Here is a 19,771-nt window from a genome sequence, read left to right on the forward strand (position 1 = left end):
CGCGCAAGGGGAGATTGCGTTGCACCGCAAACGCCGTCAAGTCCCGCCAAGGGAACGCGACGATTCGGCACTCAGATATTGTGGAAAGGGGTCAGACAGTGCGCCTGGCGGCCTTGCGCACCTGCAAAGCAAGCAGAATCAGGCACAGACCCGTCACCGGCCAGATGACGAATGTCATGACCGACCAGCCGAAGGCGAAGTAGACCTTGCCCGACAGGAAGGACGACATGGCGACGAAGCCGAAAAGGACGATGTCGTGGAAACCCTGCACCTTGTCGGCCTCTTCCGGCCGGTAGCTGGACGCGACGATCGAGGTCGCGCCGATGAAGCCGAAGTTCCAGCCGACGCCGAGCAGGATCAGCGCGCCCCAGAAGTTCCAGAGCGCGATACCCGCATGGGCAACGAGCGCGCAGGCCATCAGGATCACAAGGCCCATCGCCACCACCCGCTCGGCGCCGTAGCGGGAAATGAGCATGCCGGTGAAGAAGCTTGGGCCGAACATCGCCAGCACATGCCACTGGATGCCGAGCGTCGACAGTTCGGTGGAGATGCCGCAGCCATAGACCATGGCGAGCGGCGCGCCCGTCATCATGAAGGTCATCAGCGCGTAGGTCGAGATGCCGCAGACCATGCCGGTGACGAAACGTTGCGTCCTGACGATCTCTCCCAGCGGGCGCGGCGCTGCGGTGCCGGCCTCGTGCTTGCGCATGTCGGGAAGCTTCAGGAAGGCGAACAGCACGAAGACGACGGCGCAGAGCGGGATCAGGGCCATGTAGGCGCCGGCAAACGGCACCGTCGGCAGCGCATCCTTCAGCCAGATGGCAATCTGCGGGCCGAGCACGGCGGAGACGATGCCACCGACGAGGATCCAGGAGATCGCCTTCGGCTTGTAGAAGGACGGCGAGACATCGGCGGCGGCAAAACGGATCTTCTGGTTGAAGCCGCTTGCAATGCCGATCAGCATGAGAGCCAGGGCAAACAGCCAGAAGCTGCCGCGCATCAGGGCGATCGCCGCCAGCGTACCGCCGCAGGCACCGAGCACGGCGCCGGTCATGAAGCTGTATTTGCGGCCGATCACGCGCGACAGAATGGCGATCAGCGCCGCGCCGCAGGCTGTGCCGAGATTGAAGCCGGTCACCGGCAGGGTCGCGAAGGACTTGTCGTCGGCGAGAAGCTGGTAGCCGGCAAGGCCGCCGAGCGAGATGGAGACGGGAGCCACTGAGCCCTGGATCGCCTGGGCCACCGCGAGAGCCGCGACCTTTCGCTTGGCCACCCGCAGTTGCTCTTCAATCCCCTGCGTGGCCGCCATGTTCATCCGCGTTTGCTCTCCCGGAGCGCTCGGCATGCGGCTTATCGGCCGCCGTCCCTGACCTTCTTGGCAAAGCGGTCGAGAACCGCATTGACCAGCTTGGGTTCATCATCCTCGAAGAACGCCTGGGCGATCTCCATATATTCCGTGACGATCACCGCGACGGGAACGTCCTTGCGCTCCAGCAGTTCGAAGGCCCCGGCCCTCAGGATGGCGCGCACCGTCGTGTCCAGTCGGGACAACGGCCAGTCCTCCTGCAGGCAGGCGCGGATCATCGGATCGAGCTTGCGCTGGTCGCGCACGACACCGGAGACGATCGAGCGGAACCAGGCGGCATCCGCCTTCAGGTAGGTCTCGCCGTCGAGCTCCTGGCCGAGCCGATAGGTCTCGTATTCGCTGACCACGTCAAGGACGCCGGTCCCGCCGATATCCATCTGGTAGAGCGCCTGCACGGCCGCGAGCCTTGCCGCGCCGCGCTGGTTTGCCGGTTTGACCGGTCTTTCGTTTTCAGCTTCCGGCATTCCTATGCACCAAGTTTTTCCTTCAGCGCGATCATCGCCAGCGCCGCGCGGGCAGCAAACCCGCCTTTGTCCTTATCGCTGCGACGCGCACGCGCCCAAGCCTGTTCTTCATTCTCGACCGTCAGGATGCCGTTGCCGATAGCAAGCGATTCCGAAACGGCGAGGTCCATCAGCGCGCGCGACGATTCACTTGCGACGATGTCGAAATGATAGGTCTCGCCGCGAATGACCATGCCGAGCGCCACGTAACCATCATACACGACAGCGCCGCTGTCGGCTGCATCGAGCGCGAAGGCGATTGCCGCCGGAATTTCCAGGGCTCCGGGAACGGTCACCACGTCATAGGTGGCGCCGGCTTCTTCGAGCGCCGTCTTGGCACCGTCGAGCAGGGCGTTCGCCATGTCGTCGTAAAAGCGCGCTTCGACAATAAGGAGATGCGGCGTGGGTTCGGACATGATGGACCTTCGCAATTGGAGCAATACAGGCGGCTGTCTGTGAGGCGCCGGTCAAACCACGCCGACGGCCACTTGGCAAGTGTTTTCTCGTCTGCCCCGCCGGACAGCGCTGTCACGCTTTGAAAACGGCTTGGATTGCCACCGGGAATCAACCTCTAATGCCTCCAACCCCGCACCCTTGGAGCCATGATCGCCATGCCTGTCCCTTCCCTTGAGTCATCGCGTCTTATCCTGCGTCCGCACCGCGGCGAGGACTTCGAGATCTATCACGCCCTTTGGACCGATCCCGCCGTCGTTCGCTTCATCACCGGCAAGCCCTCCAGTGAAGAGGAGAGCTGGGCGCGGCTCCTGCGCGTGTCGGGCCACTGGCATCATCTGGGGTTCGGATTCTGGGCGATCGAGGAGAAGGAAACGGGTCGCCTCATCGGCGAGGCCGGCTTTCTCGACATGCGCCGCGACATGAAGCCGTCTCTTTCGGGGACCGTGGAGGCCGGCTGGCTGCTATCGTCGGCAGCCCAGGGAAAAGGCTATGGCGAAGAGGCCATGCGCACGGCATTCCGCTGGGCAAAGGGCGCCGTGGCGACGCATGACTTTTCCGCCATAATCACCCCCGAGAACCTCGCCTCCATCCGTCTTGCCGAAAAGCTCGGCTTTCGCAGGGAGTGTGACACGCAATACCGGGACAGCGTCGTCACTCTCTTCCGGAAGCATGGAGCCCAGCACCCCGAAGCGGGCACGCCTTAGCGAGCGACATAAAACCGCGGCCTCCCGAAAAATGGCATTTCCATGACGTAATTCATGAAGAATATTTAATACATTTCAGTGCGTTAGAAGCATTGAAGTCGACTTTTTCCGCTCCATTTCCTGATCTGTAACACGACGGAACTTCCACCAACCCAACCCGGTTCCGCCTGGATTTGACAGGAGACTTGCAATGAACCGTTTCGCCAAAATGCCCGTCATCATTCTTCTTTCCGCAATGCCGCTGGCCGGCGTTGCAAGCGCCGCCAGCATGGCGACGGAAAGCCCGTCCAGCATCACCGCAACCGTCAAGACGCTCGGCCCCAACCAGTTCGACGTGATTGCTCTCAGCTCGCTCGACAACGGCGACCCGGCGCTGATGGCATTCGACGATAACGCCTCGGCCCACGCGGCTGACGTCGCCATGCTGCGGCAGTCCATCGAAGAGAACCGGACGCTGAGCGATGCGCTCAAGGCCCAGAACGTCAACATCGATGATATCGCCGGCGCCCTGAAAGCGGCCGACGGCACCGTAACCTTCTATCTCAGATAGTTGGACCCCGCACCCGAGGGTGCACATGAACGCATAAGCGTTCCTTTCGGTGACCCCTGCATTCCCTGGAATGCGGGGGTCTTCGCTTTTAAGATGCGTCTACTTGAATTCCGCAAGCCGGGCCGCGTAGCGGGCCATGGTGTCGACTTCGAAATTCACCTCGTCGCCCGCCTGGCGCTCGCCCCAGGTGGTGACCTCCAGCGTGTGGCGGATCAGAAGCACGTCGAAATCCGTTCCGTCGACCTTGTTGACCGTCAGCGAGGTGCCGTCCAGTGCGATCGAACCCTTGGGTGCGACGAAGCGGGCGAGTTCCTGCGGCGCGCGCAAACGGAAGCGGAAGGCGTCACCTTCCGGCTCGATCGACAGGATTTCGGCCCGTCCGTCGACGTGACCGGAGACGATGTGGCCGCCCAGTTCGTCGCCGATCTTCAACGAGCGTTCGAGATTGATCTTCGTGCCCTCGCCCCAGCCGGCGATGGTGGTCAGCCGCAGCGCTTCCTCCCAGGCCTCGACCTCGAACCAGCGATCGTTCGCCCCCTCTTCCGGCAGGCGGGTCACGGTCAGGCATATGCCGGAATGGGCAATCGATGCGCCCATCTCGATGGTCTTCGGATCGTAATTGGTGGCGATGCGCAGCTTCACGCCTTCGTTCATCGGGGTCGTGGAGACGACGGTTCCGACATCGGTGACAATTCCGGTGAACATTCAGGCGACCCTTTCAAAAATGCGGCGCAGATCGGCACCGATATTTCCCGTCCGCACGAGGCGGAATTCGTCGGGCATATGGGATGGATCGAGCGGCGCGGCAATACCGCCCTCCCCGATCTCCCCCGGCCCGGAATAGAGAATGGCGCAGTCGATGAGACCGGCGGACAGAAACCGTTCAACCGTCCTCGCGCCGCCCTCGAGCATGATCGTCGATATGCCGCGTGAGGCCAGAGCCTCCAGAAGCGCCAACGGATCGTCCGGGGCGCAGGAAACGACCTCGACCCCGGCGTCGACCAGCGCCGCCTTGCGGGTCTCGAACTCGGGAAAATCCTCGCTGCCGGCAACCGCGATGACCGGGACGTCTCCCGCCGACCGCACCAGCTTCGAGCCGAGCGGCAGGTCGAGCCTGCGGTCCAGCACGATGCGCTGCGGTGAGCGGTCTTGCCAGTCGGGAATGCGGCAGGTCAATTCCGGATCGTCTGCAAGCGCAGTGCCGATGCCAATCATGATGGCGTCGCATTTCGCCCGCAGTCGGTGGACCTCGACGCGCACCTCCGCCCCGGTGATCGCCACCTGCCCGGTGCCGAGCCGGCCGATCTTGCCATCGGCGGAAATCGCCATCTTCAGAATCACTTGCGGCCGCTTCTTCGTCTGCCGCAGAAGATAGCCGGACAGATCCCGCGCGCCTTCACGCTCCATCAGGCCCGTTTCTACCCTGATGCCGGCCTCTTCCAGCCGCTTCAAGCCGCGACCCGATACCCGCGCATCGGGATCTGGAACCGCGACGACGACGCGGACGATGCCGGCGGCAACGAGGGCATCGGCACAGGGCGGCGTCCGACCGTGGTGGGAACAGGGTTCAAGAGTGACATAGGCGGTGGCGCCCCTTGCGGCCTCTCCGGCCAGTTCCAGGGCCTGCGTCTCGGCATGCGGGCGGCCGCCGCGTGCGGTCACCGCGCGGGCGACGATGCTGCCATCCTTGACGATGATGCAGCCGACGGAGGGGTTCGAGCCGGTCAGGCCCTGATGGCGGCGCCCGGTGCTGAGGGCTGCGGCCATGAACCGCCTGTCTTCCGGCGTAAAGCCCATGGCTCAATCCAGCGCGTGATCGCGGCCAATCTTGGCGTTGATCTCTTCGATCACCTTCTCAAAATCCTCCGCATGCGAGAAGTCGCGGTAGACGGACGCGTAGCGCACGAAGGCAACGTCATCGAGCGCCTTCAGCGCTTCCAGCACCTGCAGGCCGATCTGCTCGGAGGGGATCTCGACCTCGCCCGAGCTTTCCAGCCGCCGGACGATGCCGGAGACGGCGCGCTCAATCCTTTCCTCGTCGACCGGGCGCTTGCGCAGCGCGATCTCGAAGGAGCGGACCAGCTTGGAACGGTCGAACGGCACCTTGCGGCCCGTCTTCTTCAGAACCGTCAGTTCACGCAGCTGGACGCGCTCGAAGGTGGTGAAGCGTCCGGCGCAATCCGGGCATATGCGCCGGCGGCGGATGGCAGTGCCATCCTCCGCCGGACGGGAGTCCTTGACTTGCGTGTCGAGCGATCCGCAGAAGGGACAGCGCATCCTCGCTCCTTACATGTAGGGGTACATCGGGAAACGGCCGGTCAGGCTGACGACCTTGCCGCGTACCGCTTCCTCGACGGCAGCATTGCCTTCGTCGGAGTTGGCGACCTTCAGGCCATCCAGCACTTCGATGATCAGGTTGCCGATTTCGCGGAACTCGGCTTCCTTGAAGCCGCGGGTCGTGCCAGCCGGAGCGCCGAGGCGGACACCGGAGGTGACGAAGGGCTTTTCCGGATCGAAGGGGATGCCGTTCTTGTTGCAGGTGATGTAGGCGCGGCCAAGGGCTGCTTCGGCACGTTTGCCGGTCGCGTTCTTCTTGCGCAGGTCGACCAGCATCAGGTGGTTGTCCGTGCCGCCGGAGACGACGTCGACGCCGCCTGCGATCAGGGTGTCGGACAGCGTCTTGGCGTTCTTGACGACCTGAGCAGCGTAGTCCTTGAATTCCGGCTGCAGCGCCTCACCGAAGGCGACGGCCTTGGCGGCAATGACGTGCATCAGCGGGCCGCCCTGCAGGCCGGGGAACACGGCCGAGTTGATCTTCTTGGCGATCGCCTCGTCGTTGGTCAGGATCATGCCGCCGCGCGGGCCACGCAGCGACTTGTGGGTCGTGGTGGTCGCGACATGGCAATGCGGGAACGGCGACGGATGCACGCCACCGGCAACGAGGCCGGCGATGTGGGCCATGTCGACCATCAGGTGGGCGCCGACCGAATCCGCGATCTCGCGGAAGCGCTTCCAGTCCCAGATGCGGGAATAGGCGGTGCCGCCGGCGATGATCAGCTTCGGCTTGCTTTCCTTGGCCTTGGCTTCCACTTCATCCATGTCGAGCAGGTTGTCGCCTTCGCGCACGCCGTAGGAAACGACGTTGAACCACTTGCCGGACATGTTGACCGGGGAACCGTGCGTCAGGTGGCCACCGGAATTGAGGTCGAGGCCCATGAACGTGTCGCCCGGCTGCAGCAGCGCCAGGAACACGGCCTGGTTCATCTGCGAACCGGAGTTCGGCTGAACGTTGGCATATTCGACGCCAAAGAGCTTCTTGGCGCGCTCGATCGCCAGTTCCTCGGCGATGTCGACAAACTGGCAGCCGCCGTAGTAGCGCTTGCCCGGATAGCCTTCGGCATATTTGTTGGTCATGATCGAGCCCTGCGCTTCCAGGACGGCGCGCGAGACGATGTTCTCGGAGGCGATCAGTTCGATCTCGTGACGCTGGCGGCCCAGCTCCTTCTCGATCGCGCCAAAGATATCCGGATCGGTTTCGGCAAGCGTACGGGTGAAGAAGGCTTCTGATGCGGTCATCGTGGGTGGCTCCTGCTGTGGCCTGAAACTGAAGTAGGCGAATGGCGTATTACCGCCCGGACCGGGCAAGAGCAATACAGGCCGTGATATTTGCGCATCAATCCGCCCCGCATGCGCCCGTTTGCGTCACCCGTCCGCCCCGCATGCGTCGAAACGCACCCGGAGCAACCAAGCCACGCCCTTGACTGGCAATGGAAAACCTCAATTATGCGCGCCAGTCATGATGAGGGCGCGAATTTGATCGAGACTGCCACAGCATCGCCCAAGGTCGTCGAAATCTTCTATTTCGATGCCGGCGGCGGCCATCGCAACGCGATGACTGCGCTCAGCCGCCTGATCGCGGACACCCATCCGGAGTGGACCGTCATACCGGTCGACCTGCAGAAGCTGCTCGAACCGATCGATCCGGTGCACCGGCTGACGCGGGCGGTAACCGGTTCGCTGTCTAAGCTTCTCACACCCGTCGCGCCGCGCATCACCATGGAGCCCTGGCAGGCACAGGACATCTACAACAATGCGCTGAAACGCGGCGCGACCCGTGGCATGGGCACGATCCTGCCGGTCCTGCAGGCGTTCATCCGCCGGCAGTCGAACGACATCGAGCGACTGCTTGCTGCCCGCTGGAGCAATGCCGGCACGCCCCGCCCCGATCTCGTCGTCTCCGTCATTCCGAATTTCAACCGGGTGATGTTTGCCGCGCTGCGCAAGGTGCACAGCCATGTGCCCTATCTCACAGTGATGACCGACATGGTCGACTGCCCGCCGCATTTCTGGATGGAAGACCAGGACCAGATCATGGTCTGCGGCACGAAAAAGGCCTTGGAGCAGGCGATGTCGACCGGCTACTACGCCAGACAACGCATACACCTCGTCTCCGGCATGATCCTGAAGGGCTCGTTCTACGAGGAGCCTCAGGACAGCGGACTGTCGCGCCTGTCGCTCGGCCTCGATCCCGATCTTCCTACCGCGCTCATCATGTTCGGCGGCAACGGCTCGTCGAAGGCAACGGAGGCGATTCTCGACCAGTTCTCGCAATCGAGGCGGAAGATCCAGGCGATCGTGCTTTGCGGCAAGAACGGCAAGCTGCTCGAAGCGCTCGCCGACCGGCCGCGCTGCCATGCCGTCGGCTTCGTCTCCAACGTCGCCGACTACATGCGCCTCGCCGACTTCTTCATCGGCAAGCCCGGTCCCGGCAGCATCAGCGAGGCGGTGCACATGGGGCTGCCGGTGATCGTCGAGAAGAACACCCACACGATGCCACAGGAAAAGCCCAATCCGGATTGGGTGGACGAAAACGGCCTCGGCATCGTCGTGACCAGCTTTCGGCGCGGCATCACCGAGGCGACCGAACGGCTGCTCAACAATCTCGACAGCTACAAGGCCAATATCCGGGATAACATTCCGGAAAACCGCGCCGTCTTCGAGATCGTCGACATCCTGGCGGCAACGCTTGCCGATGCAGAGAAGGCGGCCGACGCCCTGCCCTCCTGACACTAGCGGTTGCGGACAGCGAAAAGGCAGGCCCTTGCGGAGGAAGCCTGCCTTCTTTCAAATCGGCGTTGAACCGGAACCGCAGCCTTACTGCTGCGGCACCTGATCGTCCTCGACCGAGCCGGAGATCTGCTCGATGCCGGCGGTCGTGTTGAGCGCCAGTTCGTTGGCGCCGTCCATCTTGTAGATGTCGTCGCGAAACTGCACGACGCGGTCCTTGGCGGACCATGCGGTGATGTAGACGAAGTGGACCGGCACTTCCTGCGAAAGCTCGATCGGATTGTTCTGGCGGCTCTGGATGACCGCCTCGATCTGCTGACGGGACCAGCCGGGCGTGTCGCGCAAAAGCCAGGTGATGAGGTCGCGCACGTTCTGGACGCGCACGCAGCCCGAGGATTCGAAGCGCATCAGCTTGTTGAACAGGCCCTGCTGCGGCGTGTCATGCATGTAGACCGCATAGGGATTGTGGAAGTTGATCTTCGTCGAGGCCATGGCGTTGTTGGCGCCCGGGTCCTGGCGGAACATCAGGTTCGGAGCCTTCTCGGCATTCCAGTCGACCGTCGACGGATCGACTTCGGCGCCCTTGGCGTCGAACAGACGGATGTTGTTCTTCGCCAGGTATTCCGGATCCTTGCGCATCAGCGGCATGATATCCTTCTGGATGATCGAGCGCGGCGACGTCCAGTAGGGATTGAGGATCACTTCGTAGATTTTGGAATCGAGAATCGGAGTCGGGCGGCTGATGCGGCCGACGATCGCGGTGTTGCGCAGGGCGACGCGATCGTCCTCGACGGCCTCGATATAGGCGGCCGGAATGTTGACCATGACATAGCGCCGGCCGAGATCCGGCGACATGTCCTGCAGACGCTTGAGGTTGGTGTTGAGCTGCGCCAGGCGGACATCGGCGGTGATGTTCATCGCCTTCAGCGTGTATTCGCCGAGAACGCCGTCTTCCGGCAGTCCGTGACGACCCTGGAAGCGCTTGACGGCGCCATCAACGTAGCTGTCATAGGAATCCGAAACGCCGGCCGATTGCGCCAGGTCGCCGGCTACGATCAGCCGCTGGCGCAGGTTGCGCACGGACGGATCGACCGCGCCGAGGCGCAGCTTCTGGCTGCCATCCACCATCGGCCAGCCGCCATTGGCAACGATCATCTGGTAGTCGGAAATCGCCTGCGTGATGTTGGCGACGGAGGACGGGCCGAGCACCGGATTGTTGGAGACGACCGCCACGGCCTGGCGGGAAGAGTTGCCGTCGAACTGATCGTCCCAGTTGCCGCGCTCCGGTGCGTTGATCAGGCTGTCGAGCACCGACTGGGCGTTGGCCCGGCCGGAGGCTGCCAGCGCGCCGATACTTGCGGCAGTGCCCAGGAACGCGCGGCGGGAGAAGGGATTGGAAATTTTTCTCGACATCAGATGTTGCTCTTCAAATCATTCGCGTGTGGCTGTTCGGTCGGACCGCCGCGGCATGCTCCCGAAGCGGATTTTCATGCGCATTTTCTACCCCGATGGGCGGCGATTGGCCACCCTTATCCGGAAATAAGCGACGAATGCATCTCGTCAATTTCGCGTGGGGAAACTTTCGTCCGCTGTTTCACACGGCAATATGGCCGTTTCGTGTCTGTCAGCGGGCATGCGCGGTCAGGTAGCAGCACCAAAATACGAAAAGCCGGGGTGCCCCCCCGGCTTTCATTACAGGCCTGCCAGCCACAGATTACATGCGGTAGGCGATCGAGTCGTTCCAGAAGCGGTCAAGGCGCTGCAGGAGGCGGTTCATCTGGCCGAATTCGTCTTCGCCGATGCCGCCGACCTTCTGGATCGAGCCGATATGGCGCTCGTAGAGCTTGCCGACCACTTCGGCGATCTCCTGGCCCTTGTCCGTCAGGCTGATGCGGACCGAACGGCGGTCGACACGCGAGCGCTGGTGGTTGATGAAACCGAGGTCGACCAGCTTCTTGACGTTGTAGGAGACGTTCGAGCCGAGGTAGTAGCCCCGCGAGCGCAGCTCGCCGGCGGTCAGTTCGGAGTTGCCGATGTTGAAGAGCAGCAGCGCCTGAACGGCGTTGACATCGCTGCGGCCCTGACGGTCGAACTCGTCCTTGATGACGTCGAGGAGACGGCGGTGCAGCCGCTCGACCAGGTGCAGGGATTCCATGTAGAGATCACGGATTGCGTCTTCGGCATTCGCATCGGCGTGGCCGACAGATTTGGTCTGAAGATTGGTGTTCATGATACTGCCTCACTGTTTTGTTTGGCGGTGTATGGTTCTTCCCGCCTTGAGTGAGACCCTATCGAATACACATAAAATTCTACTTAAAACGCAGGCTTAACAGCCTCTTACCAAAAGCCGAGTGCGTTTCAGGGTGAATCAACCGTTACATCCCTGCCCTCTTTGTCCTGCTCGCGCCAGATCAGGAACCGGAAGAGGCAGTAAAGCACGACGACTGTCGCGTGCATGGGAAAGATGATCCAATTCGAGCCAAAGGACGAGGCCCAGAGACTGTACATCAGCATCTGGCAGCCGGCGGCCAGAACCCAGACCACCGCCCCCCAGGAGACATTCACCCACAGGCCCAGCGACGCGATCGGAAACAGGACGGCAAGCGCGCTTGCCGCCGTGCGCCACGGCACGGACAGGAGATCGAAGCGGCCGCGTCCGTCGAGGGAAAAGCCGACGAGCATCGCCCAGTACTGAAGGCCGAACCAGAAGCAGGCAATGGCGATCATTCTCAGAAAGAGAAGGAAGAGCCGCTGCGTGAGCGTGGACTGCGCCTTGGGATGAGAATCAGAATACATGGCCGAACGATAATGGATAATGCGGCATCATGCCTATCGCCTCCCCTTCCCCACGCGGTTCTTTTCTGGTTTTGCCCGTGATAATGAACCGGAATACTAAAGCACAACGGACGAGATAAGATGACGGACAAGACCCACATCGTCGATGACATCACCGGCCACCGCCGCATGCGTCGCAATCGCAAGGCGGACTGGACGCGCCGCCTGGTGCAGGAAAACCGGCTGACGGTGGACGACCTCATCTGGCCGATCTTCCTCGTTCCCGGCAGCAACATCCTGGATCCGATCCCGGCGATGCCCGGCGTCAACCGCATGAGCGTCGATGTCGCCGTCGAAGCGGTGAAGGAAGCCGCCGACCTCGGGATCCCGGCGGTCGCCACCTTCCCGAACATCGAGATGGAGTTGCGCGACCAGACCGGCTCGAACATTCTCGAGGCCAACAACCTCTTGAACCAGGCGACCGCCGCTTTCAAGAAGCATGTGCCCAACATCGGCGTGATCACCGACGTGGCGCTCGATCCGTTCACCAGCCATGGCCATGACGGCATCCTGCGCGGCAACGAGATCGTCAACGATGAGACGGTGGACCTCGTCGCCCGCGCCGCCGTGATGCAGGCCGATGCGGGGTCGGACATCATCGCGCCCTCTGAAATGATGGATGGGCGCATCGGCGCCATCCGCCGCGCGCTTGACGCGGCCGGCCACCAGAATGTCGGCATCATGTCCTATGCGACGAAGTTCGCCTCCGGCTGCTACGGTCCCTATCGCGAGGCGATCTCGACGGGCGGCCTGCTGAAGGGCGACAAGAAGAGCTACTACATCGACCCGGCCAACGGGACGGAAGCGATCCGCGACGCCGCGCTCGACGTCGAGGAAGGCGCCGACATGCTGATGGTCAAGCCCGGTCTTCCCTATCTCGACATCTGTTGGCGCATGAAGGAGGCTTTCGGCCTGCCGGTCTTCGCCTACCAGGTCTCGGGCGAATATTCGATGATCAACGCGGCCGCCGCCAATGGCTGGATCGACGGCGAGCGCATGATGCTGGAGACGCTGTTGTGCTTCAAGCGCGCCGGCTGCGACGGGATATTGTCCTACTTCGCGGTCGACGTGGCCAAAATCCTGTCGAAGGGATAACGGACGGGCGCGGCGGAACTTGCAGTCGCGGGTGATCGTTCCCAAATAAATGCAAGAACGATTGTCTGGAGACGAAAATGGCACTGCCCGAAGTTCAACCCTATGGCCCGCGCGACGAGTGGCAAGCCTATAGCGGCATCCTGAGCCGCCGTGTGCTGGCATTCCTGCTCGATTACCTGATCGTGCTCTTGCTCTGCATTCCGGCAGCCGTCATCGTCGCCTTCATCGGCGTGGTGACGCTGGGGCTCGGCTTCTTCCTGTATCCGGTGCTGTTCTTCGTCGTCGCCGGCCTTTATTTCGGCATGACGCTGTCGGGACCGTCGCAGGCCTCGCTCGGCATGCGGGCGATGAACACCCGCATGGTGCGCGTCGACGGCCGCCGCATCGATTTCCTGACCGCGCTGGTGCATCTGGTGCTGTTCTGGATCTTCAACTCGGTGCTGACGCCACTCATTCTGCTCGCCGGTCTCTTCACCGAGCGCGGCCGCCTGCTGCACGACCTGCTTCTCGGCACTGTCGTCATGCGCACCGACTGACACGCGCCTTCCCCCATCGCATCCAGAACCGTCAGCCGTCCGATCTTAATCGGGCGGCTTTCGTCATTTTTGAAAAAGAATTTTCCATTTGCCGCGCCGGCGGAAACGGATAGTCTGTCGCGGCGCGTGGCTCGACATTAAACATCTTCGCAGATACCGGGGCATTCACATTCGGCATCAGGACACCGTACGGGGACTTTGGCGGAAAGCTTGAATGGCTGATTTTCATATTATCATTACGTTTCTTATCATTGCCGCCACCATCATCGCATTCGCCTCGGACCGCTTCTCCATCGAAGCCGTCTCGCTCGGCACTCTGGCAGCACTGCTGATCACCTTCGGCCTCTTTCCGATGCCGATGGAGGGCGGCGGCATCTTCAGCGTCAACGCGCTTCTCGAGGGTTTCGGCAATCCGGCATTGGCGACGGTCATTGCGCTGCTGATCATCGGCCAGGGCCTCTTTGCCACCGACGCGCTGGAAGCCCCTGCCCGCTTCCTCGGACAGCTCGGCGGCAACAAGCCCTGGCGCACCGTCATCATCATTCTCTGCGTCACCGGCTTCACCAGCGCCTTCCTCAACAACACGCCGGTGGTGGTGATCTTCATCCCGATCCTCGCCTTCATTGCGGCGAAACAGAAGGTGCCGTCGGCCAAGGTCTTCATGCCGCTCTCCTTCATCACGATCCTCGGCGGCATGACCACGCTGATCGGCTCGTCGACGAACATGATCGCCGCCGGCATCGCTTCGAAGTATCATGTCGATATCCGCATGTTCGACATGAGCCCGATCGGCCTCATCCTGGCGCTGGTCGGCTCGATCTACGTGCTTCTCATCCTTCCGAGACTGTTGAAGGAGCGTCCGTCGCAATCGACGCAGCAGACGATGAGCGGGGCGCAGTTCCTCGGCGAGATCGTGATTACCAGCGGCCACCGCTTTGCCGGCATGCAGTCGAAAGCCGGCTTCTTTCCCGAAATCAAGAACCTGACGCCGCGTCTTCTGCTTCGCCGCGATGTGCCGATCCTGCCGCCCTATGACGGCGTCATCCTCGAACCCGGGGACAAGCTCATTGTCACCGGCACCCGCAAGGCCTTCATGGAGGCGATCGCCAAGGGCGAAAAGGGCCCGGCGCTGGAGCATACCAATGTTCCCGGCGAAGCGCTGGCCGATCCGGCGCCGCCGGCCGCCGACTATCATCTGGTCGAGGCGGTGATCGCACCCGGCTCGCGCTTCGAGGGCCGCACCATCCAGCTTTCCGGCCTGCAGCCGCAGTTCGGCGTCGCCGTCTTCGGCGTGCAGCGCAAGAGCCGGATGGCGCGCACCGCGCTGTCCGAAGTCCGTCTCGAGGCCGGCGACACGCTGCTGCTCGGCGGACCGTTGGAAGCAATCGAATCGATGCGCGGCAACCACGACATCCTGCTGCTCGAACACTCCGCGGAAGCCGTGCCGCAGCGGCAGAAGGCGATCCTCGCCGCGCTGATCTTTGCCGGCATCGTGCTGCTTTCGGCCTTCGACGTGTCGCCGATCGTCGTCAACGCCATTGCCGGCGCCGTGCTGATGATCGCCACCGGCTGCCTGACGATCAACCAGGCGAGTCGCGCCTTCGACAAGCAGATCTTCCTGCTGATCGGCACCTCCATCGCCATGGCGACCGCGTTGGAATCAACCGGCGGCGCGCACCTGATCGCCACCGAAACCGTGTCGATGATGGACGGCGCACCGCCGGCGATGATCCTGTCGGTGCTCTTCCTGCTGATGGCGGTGATGACCAACGTGCTGTCCAACAATGCGGTCGCGGCACTCTTCATGCCGATCGCGCTCGACATCGCCAACAAGGTCGGCGTTTCGCGCGAAGCCTTTGCAATGGCTGTGATTTTTGCCGCCAACTGCTCGTTCGCCACGCCCATCGGCTACCAGACGAACCTGCTGGTCATGGGCCCCGGTCATTACAGTTTCGCGGAGTTCATCAAGGCCGGCACGCCGCTCGTCATCATCATTTGGTTGACGTTTTCAATAGTTGCGCCATGGTATTATGGTTTCTGATCTTCGAAACCAAGGATCCGCAAGCCTCAGATGAACACACGAGTCGCGACCTCCCCGCAGTTCTACCTGACAGCACCAGCCTCCTGCCCCTACCTGCCGCGCGAAATGGAGCGCAAGGTCTTCACGCATCTCGTCGGTCCGCGCGCGTCCGAGCTGAATGACCTACTGACGCAGGGTGGCTTCCGCCGGTCGCAGAACATCGCCTATCGCCCGGCCTGCGAAACCTGTCGGGCCTGCGTCTCCGTGCGCATTCTCGCCGACGAGTTCAAGCCGACCCGCTCGATGAAACGCATCCTGGCCGCCAACAAGGACGTGGTGGCGACCGAACTGCCGCCGCAGCCGACCCCAGAACAATATTCCCTATTCCGCCGCTATCTCGACGATCGCCACCAGAAGGGCGGCATGTCGGACATGTCCTCGCTCGACTATGCGATCATGGTCGAGGACACGCATGTGACGACCCGGCTGATCGAATACCGGATCCGTGAACCCGGCCACGGCCTGGGTGGGGAGAAGAAGGGCGAGCTGATCGCCGCGGCGCTCACCGACGTCATGTGCGACGGACTGTCGATGGTCTATTCCTTCTTCAACCCGGAACTGGACCACCGCTCGCTCGGCTCACTGATGATCCTCGACCATATCCGCCGCACCAAGGCGATGGGCCTGCCGCATGTCTATCTCGGATACTGGGTCAACGGTTCGAAGAAGATGCACTACAAGACCCGCTTCCAGCCGCAGGAGCACCTGATGCCGAAGGGCTGGCAGCGGTATGAGGCGGAAGCCGGGGAAGAACTGGACGACAGCCAGGAATGACCCCCAGGCCATTGTCCAGATCCTAGCCGGCGAGCCCCCTCACGCCGGTCAGAACTTGCCCGAACGCGGGAAACCCTTGGGCACAAGCCGTCCGGCGGTAGCGCGGTCGCCGAGCCATTCGGCCAGCTCATCACGCTTGCGCACAAAGGTACGGCCGGCGCTGTCGTCCCAGGTCAACCCCTCCTCCATCGCGAAGCAGCGGACGTCGGACACGCCGCCATCCTTGTAGCGCTGCAGGCGGACGCCCTTGCCGCGCGACATCTCTGGTATCTGCACCAGCGGGAAGACGACCAACTTGCGGTTCTCGCCGACGACGGCGACGTGATCGCCCTTCACTTCGGCGGCAAGCCGTGTTTCGTCCGGCAGAGAGACGTTCATGATCTGCCTGCCCTTGCGGGTGTTGGCGATCATGTCGCTTTCGGCAACGACGAAGCCGTTGCCGGCAGTCGAGACCATCAGTCGCTTGCGCTCCGGATCGTGGACGAACGCCGTCAGCATGTCGTGGCCCGGCTCCATGTCGACCATGAGGCGCAAGGGCTCGCCGTGACCACGGCCGCCCGGCAGCTTGTCGGCGCCGAGCGTGTAGGCCTTGCCGCCGGTGGTGATCATCAGGATCTTGTCGGTCGTCTGGGCGTTGAAGAACACGCCCATCTTGTCGCCTTCCTTGAAGGTCAGCGACGAGACGTCGGACATGTGGCCCTTCAGGGCGCGGATCCAGCCCTTTTCCGAAATGACGACGGTGATCGGTTCCTTCTCGATCATCGCCTGGTGGATCGCCTCGTCGTCGGCGTCCGGCGCGTCGGCAAACTGGGTACGGCGGCGTCCGAGCGGGGTCGCCTTGGCGTAGGTCTTCTTGACCTCGCCGATCTCCCAGGCAACGGTTTGCCACTGCTTCTCGTCGGAGGCGAGCAAGGCTTCAATGCCGGCCTTTTCGGTCGACAACTCGTCGTGCTCCTTGCGGATCTCGAATTCCTCGAGCTTGCGCAGGGAGCGCAGGCGCATGTTGAGGATGGCTTCGGCCTGGATGTCGGAGATGGAGAAGCGCTCCATCATCACCTGCTTGGGCTCATCCTCCTCGCGGATGATGCGGATTACCTCGTCAATGTTGAGGTAAGCGACCAGCAGACCGCCGAGGATTTCCAGGCGACGCTCGATGGCGGCAAGGCGGAAGCGCGAGCGGCGGATGAGCACGTCGCGGCGATGCGCCAGCCACTCCAGCAGCACGTCGTTCAACGCCATCACCTTGGGCACCTTGCCCATCGACAACACGTTCATGTTGAGCGAGATGCGGCTTTCGAGGTCGGTGAGCTTGAACAGCGATTCCATCAGGAGGACGGGATCGACGGTGCGGCTCTTCGGCACCAGCACGATGCGGACGTCTTCGGCCGATTCGTCACGGATGTCTTCCAAGAGCGGCAGCTTGCGGGCGATCAGCAGTTCGGCGACCTTCTCGATCAGGCGCGACTTCTGCACCTGATAGGGAATCTCGGTGACGATGATCTGGAAGCCGCCGCGGCCGAGATCTTCCGTCTCCCACTTGGCGCGAACGCGGAAGCCGCCGCGGCCGGTCTTGTAGGATTCGATGATGCTTTCGCGGCTCTCGATGATGATGCCGCCGGTCGGCAGGTCCGGACCGGGCATGAACTCGATCAGCTTCTCGATCGTGGCGTCCGGATGCCTGATCAGGTGCAGTGCCGCGTCGCAGATTTCGTGCGCATTGTGCGGCGGGATCGAGGTGGCCATGCCGACGGCGATGCCGGAGGCGCCGTTCGCCAGCAGGTTCGGGAAGGCGCCCGGCAGAACGACCGGCTCTTCGTCTTCCTCGTTATAGGTCGGGCGCAGGTCGACGGCATCCTCGTTGATGCCCTGCAGCAGAAGTGCGGCGACTTCCGTCATGCGCGCTTCGGTGTAACGCATTGCCGCTGCGCCATCGCCGTCGATATTGCCGAAATTGCCCTGGCCGTCGACCAGCGGATAGCGGATCGCGAAATCCTGCGACAGGCGCACCAGCGCATCGTAGATCGAGGCGTCGCCATGCGGGTGGAACTTACCCATGACGTCGCCGACGATACGGGCGCACTTCTTGTAGGCCGAATTGGGCCGGACGCCCATTTCGCTCATCGCATGGACGATGCGGCGGTGGACCGGTTTCAGTCCGTCGCGCACATCCGGCAGCGCACGGTGCATGATGGTCGACAAGGCGTAAGCGAGGTAGCGCTCCTCGAGCGCCGCCTTCAAATCGACCGGCTGAATGTGATCGCCGCCGTCACCCGGCGGTACAAGCGATTTCCCCATGTTTCCTGACTATCCGGGATCGGCAGCAGGAGCAAGAAAGGCGGCGCAATCCCCTGTGGATTAAGGTGTTCAGCGCCCCAGCCCTATTTTCGCGCCGTTTAAGGCTTCGTTAAACCCGCCCGCCAACGCCCTGCCCGCCGCTATTGCGCCGTATTCATTGGTGACATACTGGTTTGCATCTGATCGCGTATATCGCAGATGACGGGACGGACAATACTGTTCCTGTACACTATTCTATTCTGGGGGTTTCATGTTTCAGTACAGAAAAACGAGACTGCTTCTGGCGGGCGTTGCTTTCGCGGCCATGAGTTCGTCGGCCTTCGCGCTCGACGGCGAGAAGCTGTTCGAACACCTGAGCAAGAGCTACGAGGGCCAGGGCGGCATGACGCTGAAGGCGCAGGACGTATCGACGAACGGATCGAACGTCACGCTGTCCGGCGTCAGCATCGGCGTTCCCGGCGAAGACAAGGAAATCCCGCTCGGCAAGGTCGAGCTTTCGGATGTCGAGGAAACCGGCGACGGCGGCTACACGATCGGCAAGGCGACGTTCGACAATGTCGACTTCAGCGATGCAGGCTCCGCCTTCAAGGCGCGCGACATCGTGGTTTCGGATATCACGGTGCCTGCCGAGATCAAGCCGAACCCCACCAGCCTTTCCGACATGCTGCTCTATCGCAACATCCATGTCGGCCCGATCAGCGCCGAGGACAAGGGCACGAAAGTGTTCGCCATGGACGGCCTCGACATGAATCTCGGCGTCGACGGCGACAACAGCACGCTGACCTTCGACTACACCGGCAGCGGCGTCTTCATCGACATGTCGAGCGTCAAGGACATGGATCCAAAGACACGCGAAAAAATGCAGGCGCTCGATCTCATGCAGATCAGCGGAACGTTTTCGGGCAATGGCAACTGGAACTCGTCGAGCGGCATGCTGGACATGCAGTCCATGGCCTATGATTTCGACAAGGTCGGCAAGCTCGATATCGGCCTGTCGATTTCGGGCTACACGCTGGAATTCGTGAGGGCCCTGCAGGAAGCCACCAAGGCCGCCCAGGCCAGCGGCAACACGCCGGAGGCCCAGCAGGCGTCCGGCATGGCGATGCTCGGCCTGATGCAGCAGCTGAGCTTCGTCGGCGCCACCATCCGCTTCGAGGATCACTCGATCACAGAGCGGGCGCTGGACGTGGCCGGCAAGGACCAGGGCATGTCAGGCGAGCAGATGGCGCAGATGCTGAAGGCCATGGTGCCGATCGGCATGGCGCAGCTGCAGATCCCGGAACTGCAGAACATGGTCAGCCAGGCGGTCAACACCTATCTCGACAATCCGGAGAACATCACCGTCTCGGCGAAACCCGCCGATGCCGTCCCCTTCCCGATGATCATGGGTGCCGCCATGGGCGCGCCGAAGACGCTGCCGCAGGTGCTCGGCGTCACGGTCACGGCGAACGACTAAGCGGCACAAGCCGATCCAAAACAAAAACCCCGGCGGAGCGATCCGTCGGGGTTT

19 protein-coding genes are annotated in these 19,771 nt (G+C 62.5%); 8 read left to right on the forward strand and 11 right to left on the reverse strand.

The genetic code is table 11. The features are described 5' to 3' along the window. Window positions 1-91: 91 nt before the first annotated feature. The 3 genes from ACU5AZ_RS03445 to ACU5AZ_RS03455 are packed head-to-tail and all read right to left on the reverse strand — an operon-like array spanning window position 92 to window position 2,285. The gene (locus tag ACU5AZ_RS03445) at window positions 92-1,315 is read right to left on the reverse strand and encodes an MFS transporter (RefSeq protein ID WP_446824639.1); all 1,224 of its coding nucleotides are present in this window, start codon (window positions 1,313-1,315) and stop codon (window positions 92-94) included. Window positions 1,316-1,350: 35 nt separating this feature from the next. Further along, window positions 1,351-1,830: a transcription antitermination factor NusB gene (gene nusB, locus ACU5AZ_RS03450; protein ID WP_446824640.1), complete on the reverse strand. Its 480-nt coding sequence runs from the start codon at window positions 1,828-1,830 to the stop codon at window positions 1,351-1,353. Window positions 1,831-1,832: 2 nt separating this feature from the next. After that, a complete protein-coding gene (locus ACU5AZ_RS03455; RefSeq protein ID WP_446824641.1) occupies window positions 1,833-2,285 on the reverse strand; it encodes a 6,7-dimethyl-8-ribityllumazine synthase in 453 nt (150 codons plus the stop codon). A gap of 195 nt (window positions 2,286-2,480) precedes the next feature. On the opposite strand from ACU5AZ_RS03455, the gene ACU5AZ_RS03460 reads away from it, so the two are divergent. Next, the gene (locus ACU5AZ_RS03460; RefSeq protein ID WP_446824642.1) at window positions 2,481-3,029 is read left to right on the forward strand and encodes a GNAT family N-acetyltransferase; all 549 of its coding nucleotides are present in this window, start codon (window positions 2,481-2,483) and stop codon (window positions 3,027-3,029) included. A gap of 190 nt (window positions 3,030-3,219) precedes the next feature. Beyond that, the gene (locus tag ACU5AZ_RS03465; RefSeq protein ID WP_446824643.1) at window positions 3,220-3,579 is read left to right on the forward strand and encodes a hypothetical protein; all 360 of its coding nucleotides are present in this window, start codon (window positions 3,220-3,222) and stop codon (window positions 3,577-3,579) included. A gap of 99 nt (window positions 3,580-3,678) precedes the next feature. Here ACU5AZ_RS03465 and ACU5AZ_RS03470 read toward each other — a convergent pair whose 3' ends face one another. From ACU5AZ_RS03470 to glyA, 4 genes are read right to left on the reverse strand one after another with little or no spacing between them, the layout of a single operon-like run. After that, a complete protein-coding gene (locus tag ACU5AZ_RS03470; RefSeq protein WP_446824644.1) occupies window positions 3,679-4,284 on the reverse strand; it encodes a riboflavin synthase in 606 nt (201 codons plus the stop codon). Beyond that, the gene (gene ribD / locus ACU5AZ_RS03475) at window positions 4,285-5,376 is read right to left on the reverse strand and encodes a bifunctional diaminohydroxyphosphoribosylaminopyrimidine deaminase/5-amino-6-(5-phosphoribosylamino)uracil reductase RibD (protein ID WP_446824645.1); all 1,092 of its coding nucleotides are present in this window, start codon (window positions 5,374-5,376) and stop codon (window positions 4,285-4,287) included. Between the two features lie 3 nt (window positions 5,377-5,379). Continuing rightward, the gene (gene nrdR, locus ACU5AZ_RS03480; protein ID WP_446824646.1) at window positions 5,380-5,856 is read right to left on the reverse strand and encodes a transcriptional regulator NrdR; all 477 of its coding nucleotides are present in this window, start codon (window positions 5,854-5,856) and stop codon (window positions 5,380-5,382) included. Window positions 5,857-5,865: 9 nt separating this feature from the next. Beyond that, window positions 5,866-7,155, reverse strand: a complete 1,290-nt coding sequence (gene glyA, locus ACU5AZ_RS03485; RefSeq protein WP_446824647.1) for a serine hydroxymethyltransferase — start codon at window positions 7,153-7,155, stop codon at window positions 5,866-5,868. A gap of 207 nt (window positions 7,156-7,362) precedes the next feature. On the opposite strand from glyA, the gene ACU5AZ_RS03490 reads away from it, so the two are divergent. Beyond that, the gene (locus ACU5AZ_RS03490; RefSeq protein ID WP_446824648.1) at window positions 7,363-8,646 is read left to right on the forward strand and encodes a glycosyltransferase; all 1,284 of its coding nucleotides are present in this window, start codon (window positions 7,363-7,365) and stop codon (window positions 8,644-8,646) included. 87 nt (window positions 8,647-8,733) lie between these two features. Here the strand turns inward: ACU5AZ_RS03490 and ACU5AZ_RS03495 are convergent, their stop codons facing one another. From ACU5AZ_RS03495 to ACU5AZ_RS03505, 3 genes are all read right to left on the reverse strand, one after another. After that, window positions 8,734-10,059: a L,D-transpeptidase family protein gene (locus ACU5AZ_RS03495; protein WP_446824649.1), complete on the reverse strand. Its 1,326-nt coding sequence runs from the start codon at window positions 10,057-10,059 to the stop codon at window positions 8,734-8,736. Between the two features lie 301 nt (window positions 10,060-10,360). Next, the gene (gene ldtR / locus ACU5AZ_RS03500; protein WP_446824650.1) at window positions 10,361-10,876 is read right to left on the reverse strand and encodes a transcriptional regulator LdtR; all 516 of its coding nucleotides are present in this window, start codon (window positions 10,874-10,876) and stop codon (window positions 10,361-10,363) included. Between the two features lie 128 nt (window positions 10,877-11,004). Then, a complete protein-coding gene (locus ACU5AZ_RS03505) occupies window positions 11,005-11,442 on the reverse strand; it encodes a DUF6163 family protein (RefSeq protein ID WP_446824651.1) in 438 nt (145 codons plus the stop codon). A gap of 120 nt (window positions 11,443-11,562) precedes the next feature. Between ACU5AZ_RS03505 and hemB the strand changes: the two genes are divergently transcribed. From hemB to ACU5AZ_RS03525, 4 genes are all read left to right on the forward strand, one after another. After that, window positions 11,563-12,576 carry a porphobilinogen synthase gene (gene hemB, locus ACU5AZ_RS03510; protein WP_446824652.1) on the forward strand — a complete coding sequence of 338 codons (1,014 nt, stop codon included), beginning with the start codon at window positions 11,563-11,565 and terminating at the stop codon, window positions 12,574-12,576. A 77-nt stretch (window positions 12,577-12,653) separates the two neighbouring features. Beyond that, complete coding sequence (locus tag ACU5AZ_RS03515) at window positions 12,654-13,112, forward strand: RDD family protein (protein ID WP_446824653.1); 459 nt, start codon at window positions 12,654-12,656, stop codon at window positions 13,110-13,112. Window positions 13,113-13,326: 214 nt separating this feature from the next. Then, complete coding sequence (locus ACU5AZ_RS03520; RefSeq protein ID WP_446824654.1) at window positions 13,327-15,153, forward strand: SLC13 family permease; 1,827 nt, start codon at window positions 13,327-13,329, stop codon at window positions 15,151-15,153. A gap of 30 nt (window positions 15,154-15,183) precedes the next feature. Further along, the gene (locus tag ACU5AZ_RS03525) at window positions 15,184-15,966 is read left to right on the forward strand and encodes an arginyltransferase (protein ID WP_446824655.1); all 783 of its coding nucleotides are present in this window, start codon (window positions 15,184-15,186) and stop codon (window positions 15,964-15,966) included. 48 nt (window positions 15,967-16,014) lie between these two features. Here ACU5AZ_RS03525 and parC read toward each other — a convergent pair whose 3' ends face one another. Beyond that, window positions 16,015-18,261, reverse strand: a complete 2,247-nt coding sequence (gene parC / locus ACU5AZ_RS03530) for a DNA topoisomerase IV subunit A (RefSeq protein ID WP_446824656.1) — start codon at window positions 18,259-18,261, stop codon at window positions 16,015-16,017. A gap of 250 nt (window positions 18,262-18,511) precedes the next feature. Between parC and ACU5AZ_RS03535 the strand changes: the two genes are divergently transcribed. Continuing rightward, window positions 18,512-19,717, forward strand: coding sequence for a hypothetical protein (locus ACU5AZ_RS03535; RefSeq protein WP_446824657.1), 1,206 nt, complete (start codon window positions 18,512-18,514; stop codon window positions 19,715-19,717). The last annotated feature ends 54 nt before the right edge of the window (window positions 19,718-19,771 follow it).

The organism is Rhizobium sp. PAMB 3182 (assembly GCF_052908355.1).